Below are 4,452 nucleotides of genomic sequence, written 5' to 3'. Positions count from 1 at the left end.
GGAATGTCCTTCTCCATGTCCCAGCGGACAGCTTCGAGCGACCTGTAAAGTTCCGGATAGAGCATCGTCGTCACCGTCATGGCAAGGCGTTCGGCACCGGCGCTCACGCCGATTGCGTGGACGCCGGCGCAGCCGCTTCGGCATCGGGCTCGCGATCGTCCCGATCGTCTTCCACCGAGCGCGGCGACAGCCGGCCGCGCAGCAACGCGTAGTAGAACTGCCGATACGTGCGGTGGTAATAGCGAATGCGCGGCGCGATCGCACCGTGCAGATCGTGCAACCGCTCGATCGGCAGGCTCGGCATCATGTGATGCTCGACGTGATAGTTGTTGCCGTTCGTGAACCACGTCATGAACGCGTTGCTCTCGATCGTCCGCGTGTTGCGGAACGGATCGGTACTCGTCAGGTCGCAGCGATAGTGCTCCGGCATTTCGACCAGCGCATGCACGGGCGCGGCGACGAACACGAGCGGCACGACCCACACCCAGACGACGCACCACGTGTGCAAGGCGAACGACAGCGCGGCCAGCAGCGCGATCGCCGCGGCCATCAGCAGATAGTCGCGGCGGATCGCGCGCGACACGAGCGCGTTGTCGCCGAAGCGCGCGCCCGGCACGACGAGCTTCGCGACGTTCTTCGCGAACTGGATATAGTGCGCGGCCATCGACAGCCGCCAGGCCCACAGCCCGACATTGACGACGGGGCTCGCGCCGTACTGGTCGCCGTAGTCGAAGAACTCCTTGTTCTCCGGCGTGCCGAGCAGCCGGTGATGACGCAGGTGGCTGTCCTGGTACGCATGGAACGACACGAGCATCGGCATGCCGAGCAGCACGCCGAACACCATGTTCAGGCGCTTGCTGCGAAACCCCTGGTAATGCAGCGCCTGGTGCTGCAGCTCGACGCCGTGCGCATACATCGCACCGATCAGCAGGATGCCGACGATCTTCAGGATCACGAGCGCCGACAGCGCGAACATCATCCCGTGCGCGATGAGCGCTGCGTAGACCACCAGCTTCAGCGAGAAGACCACGCCGCTCGGGCGGCTCTTCATGTCTGCAACCGGTTTCGATCGGGCGACAAGCGATGAGGTGACGGACAAGACGCTCTCCTTGAGCCGGGCCCTGCCCGGCACGATGACGCGGCGACGCTGGCGCGCTGCCGGGATGCAATTCTTCTGTGAGTCGATGTTTCGGACAAACGAATTTTCCGAACGCATTGCATGACGCACGCGCATGAGCGCACCACATCGTGAACTAGACGACCGGTCGAATGAGACCGACCAGTCACCTAGGACTGGCTCACAGAGATAACGAACGTGTGCTGCCCCGAGTGGATGCGCTCCGCTCATGCATAGCGTGCATAGATTCCGTTTGTCGCGGCGAATCGATCCGGCAAGAATCCACCTCACTCGACGAACGGCGCCGCCGGCACCGTGGCGCGAGCGGCCGTGTTCCTCAAGGGGAGAATCCTCGTGACGAAGTACGCATCCACCATTCACCGCCTGATCGAATCGCTCGAGGACGTGGCGGGCGCCATGCATCGCATGACGTTCGTCGACGACGCGGGCCACGAAGCGGGCATCACGTACCGGCACTTCGCGGAAGAGGTTTTTCGTCAGGCCGGCGCGCTGCGCGAGCTCGGGGTACGCGAGAACGATCTGGTGATGCTCGCGCTGCCGGCGTCGGTCGAGCATGCAGCCGCGATGATGGCCTGCGTGATGACCGGTGCACTGCCCTGCACCGTGCCCGTTCCCATGCGGCGTGCGGCGGCCGGGAGACAAGTGGCGGACGTCGCGTGCGAGCTGTACCGGCCGCGCCTCGTGGTTGCCGCGGACGCGCAAGCCGCGGCCTGGCGCGACGATGCGTTTCCCGCGGCCGCCACGCGCGTGGTCGATCTCGCGACGCTATCGAGCGCGGCCGACGCCGGCGCGCGCGCGCTGATCAGTTCCAAGAGCGGCCGCGATCCGCATCATGTTCAGCTCACGTCCGGTTCGACGTCGCATCCGAAGGCCGCGGTGCTCAGCCACGAGAACGTGATCGCGAACGTGCTCGGCATCGGCGGATCGGTGCGCTTCGACATCGCGGCCGGCGACGGCACCGCGTCGTGGCTGCCGCTCTATCACGACATGGGGCTGCTCACGCTGCTGTCGAACCTGCATTACCGCGCGCCGCTGCTGATGATGCAGCCGAACAGCTTCATCCGGAATCCGCTCGGCTGGCTGAAGCGCATCGCGTCGGCGCGCGCAACGACGACGTCGGTGCCGACCTTCGCGCTGCGCTACTGCGTGCGCCGCTTCAACGCCGCCGCGATGGACGGCGTCGATCTGTCCGCGTGCCGCAACATCTTCATCGGCGGCGAACGCGTGGACGACGCGACGCTGCGCGATTTCGCCGCGACATTCGCGCCGTACGGGCTGGCAGCGTCGGCGCTGCAACCGTGCTACGGGATGGCCGAATCGACGCTCGCGGTATCGATGCATCGCGCATGGCACGAAGGCGCGGTCGACGGCGCGCCGTACGTGATCGCCGATACGCTCGACCGGCGCGCGCTGATCGAGCGCCGCGACGCGCAGCCGGCCGCCGCGAACGACGGCCAGGACACAGAGACCGAAACGGTGCTCGCGATGGGCACGCCGATCGACGGGATGGCGTTCCGCATCCTCGACGACGGCGGCCATGCGCTGGCCAACCGCGCGGTCGGCGAAGTCGCGATCCGCGGCACGTCGGTGATGCTCGGCTACCTGAACCCCGACGACGGCACGATCGCCGCGCCGCTGACGGCCGACGGCTGGTTCCGCACCGGCGACATCGGCTACGTCGCGGACGGCCAGCTGCATATCCTCGGCCGCAAGAAGGAAGTCATCATCATCCGCGGCAGCAACTATTTCCCGCACGAGATCGAGGAAGCGCTGGCGTCGCACAGCGCGCTGCGCAAGAGCACCTGCATCGCGTTCGGCCTGCCCGATCCCGAAACCGGCACCGAGCGGCTGGTCGTCGCGATCGAGGCGCGGCCCGTCGACGCGACGCCGCAAACGCGCACCGAGTGCCAGCAGTTGCTCGCGTCGCGCATCGGCTTCGCCGCGCAGGATCTGTGTTTCGTCGAGCCCGGCTCGCTGCCGCGCACGACGAGCGGCAAGCTGCAACGCCTGAAGTGTCGCGATCTCTATGCGAACGGCGCGCTGCCCGTGATTCCCGCGTCGGCCGCCGTCGAAGCAGTCCAGGGAGCGTTCGCATGACGGCCTCGTCCCTCGCCCCGGTGCTCGAACTGCGCGACGTCACGCGCACATACGAAGGCGCGGGCCGCGTCGTCGCGGTGCGCGGCGCGACGATCTCGATCGGGCAGCGCGACGTCGTCGCGCTCGTCGGGCCGTCGGGCAGCGGCAAAAGCACGCTGCTCAACCTCGCCGGCTTTCTCGACGTGCCGACGAGCGGCGAACGCTGGCTCGAAGGCCGCCGCATCGACGACGCGCCGGACACGCTCGAACGAATTCGCCGCGAACGCATCGGCTTCGTATTCCAGCAATTCAACCTGATTCCGGTGATGTCGGCGCTCGAAAACGTCGAGCTCGGCTGCTTCGCATGGGGCACGCCGCGCACGCGGCGCGAACGGGCCCGCGCGATGCTTGATGCGGTGGGGCTCGCCGCGCGCGAGCGGCACCGCCCCGGCGAGCTGTCCGGCGGCGAGCAGCAGCGCGTCGCGCTGGCCCGCGCGCTCGCCAAGGAGCCGGCCATCGTGATCGCGGACGAACCAACCGCGAGCCTCGACAGCACCAACGCGCGCGCGGTCGCCGAGCTGATCCTCGACACCAACCGCACGCTGGGCACCGCCTTTCTGATTGCGTCGCACGACGATCGTCTGTGCGCGCACCTGCCGCGCCGCATCGAGATGCGCGACGGCGTACCGGGAGTGAATCGTGAACTGGTCGACGTTTGCGTGGCGTAACCTCTGGCGCAACCGGCGCCGCACCGTGCTGACGATGGCGATGATCGGCGTCGCCGCGTTCGCGTCGAGCCTCGCGCTCGGCTACGTGATCGCAACCTTCGACGCGGTGCGCGAAGGGTCGATCGACAGCGGCGTCGGCCACGTGCAGGTGCTGCACCACGGCTATCTCGACCTGATCGGCGAACGGCCGCTGCAATACGGACTGACCGCGGACGAGCAGGCCGCCGCCACGCAGGCGATTGCAAAGCTGCCCGGCGTCGCGACGACCGCGCGCGGCATCGACTTCGACGGGCTCGTGTCGAACGGCGATCTCAGCTACGGCTTCGTCGGCGAAGGGATCGAGCCGAATCGCGAGCCGCCCGGCTTCTTCGACTATCACACGGTGCTGTCGGGCCGCTATCTGTCGCCGACGAACGCCGGCACCGAAGTCGTCGTCGGCGCCGAACTCGCGCGCAAGCTCGGCGTGCACGTCGGCTCGGTCGTGCAGTTGATGGCGTCGACCGCGCACGG

Annotated in this window: 4 protein-coding genes; 3 read left to right on the top strand and 1 reads right to left on the bottom strand. The window is 67.7% G+C overall.

The features are described 5' to 3' along the window. Window positions 1–103: 103 nt before the first annotated feature. Window positions 104–1,051 (bottom strand): fatty acid desaturase, encoded by a 948-nt coding sequence (locus JMF90_RS25685; protein WP_054928612.1) that lies wholly within the window; start codon window positions 1,049–1,051, stop codon window positions 104–106. 420 nt (window positions 1,052–1,471) lie between these two features. On the opposite strand from JMF90_RS25685, the gene JMF90_RS25675 reads away from it, so the two are divergent. From JMF90_RS25675 to JMF90_RS25665, 3 genes are all read left to right on the top strand, one after another. Further along, a complete protein-coding gene (locus JMF90_RS25675; RefSeq protein WP_226292103.1) occupies window positions 1,472–3,235 on the top strand; it encodes a fatty acyl-AMP ligase in 1,764 nt (587 codons plus the stop codon). After that, window positions 3,232–3,942 carry an ABC transporter ATP-binding protein gene (locus JMF90_RS25670; RefSeq protein ID WP_054928611.1) on the top strand — a complete coding sequence of 237 codons (711 nt, stop codon included), beginning with the start codon at window positions 3,232–3,234 and terminating at the stop codon, window positions 3,940–3,942. The genes JMF90_RS25675 and JMF90_RS25670 overlap by 4 nt, the downstream gene beginning before the upstream one ends. Next, the coding region (locus JMF90_RS25665; RefSeq protein WP_201325584.1) for an ABC transporter permease at window positions 3,914–4,452 on the top strand (539 nt) is incomplete at its 3' end. The genes JMF90_RS25670 and JMF90_RS25665, both read left to right, overlap by 29 nt.

It is taken from the genome of Burkholderia sp. E168m23 (genome assembly GCF_016586125.1).
GTDB lineage: Bacteria > Pseudomonadota > Gammaproteobacteria > Burkholderiales > Burkholderiaceae > Burkholderia > Burkholderia orbicola.
The sequence above is the reverse complement of the archived record's forward strand: the minus strand, read 5'-3'. Positions and strand labels throughout refer to the sequence as shown.

What these genes read in the sequence shown, in the direction of transcription:
- JMF90_RS25670 (WP_054928611.1), top strand. Translation starts at nt 3,232, where the DNA reads ATGACGGCCTCGTCCCTCGCCCCGGTGCTCGAACTGCGCGACGTCACG.
- JMF90_RS25685 (WP_054928612.1), bottom strand. Translation starts at nt 1,051, where the DNA reads ATGAAGAGCCGCCCGAGCGGCGTGGTCTTCTCGCTGAAGCTGGTGGTC.